At 49.5% G+C, this 390-nt stretch carries 1 protein-coding gene; it reads right to left on the minus strand.

Annotated elements, in window-relative coordinates:
- Positions 1 to 390: hypothetical protein (locus KH400_RS29955; protein ID WP_217228247.1), on the minus strand; the 390-nt coding region annotated here is incomplete at both ends.

The raw sequence follows: 390 nt of genomic DNA on the forward strand, positions 1-390 counted from the left end.
TCCTCCCCTTCTTTCCTCCTTTCTTTCCTCCTTCTCTCCCCCTTTCTTTTCCCCTCTTTCCCCTCCTTCCCTTCTTCTCCCCCTTTTCTTTCTTTTCTTTTCCTTCTTTCCTTTTTCTCCCCTTCCCCCCTTTCCTCCCCCCTTTCCTCCCTCTTTCCTTTCCTTTCCCTCTCCTTCTCTTCCTTCTTTTTTCTCTCTCTCCTCTTTTTTTCTCCCCCTCCCTTTTTTCTCCTTCTCTTCCCTTTTCTTTTCTTTCCCCTCCCCTTTTTTTTCTTTTTCTTTTCTCCCTTCTTCCCCCTCTTTCTTCTTCTCCTTCTCCCCTCTCCCCTCCCTCCCTCCCCTCCTCCCTTTCTCCTCCCTTTTCTCCCCTCCCTTCTCCTCCCCCTTTCT

The sequence above is a fragment of the Desertibacillus haloalkaliphilus genome (assembly GCF_019039105.1).
In the GTDB taxonomy this organism is placed as follows: domain Bacteria; phylum Bacillota; class Bacilli; order Bacillales; family KJ1-10-99; genus Desertibacillus; species Desertibacillus haloalkaliphilus.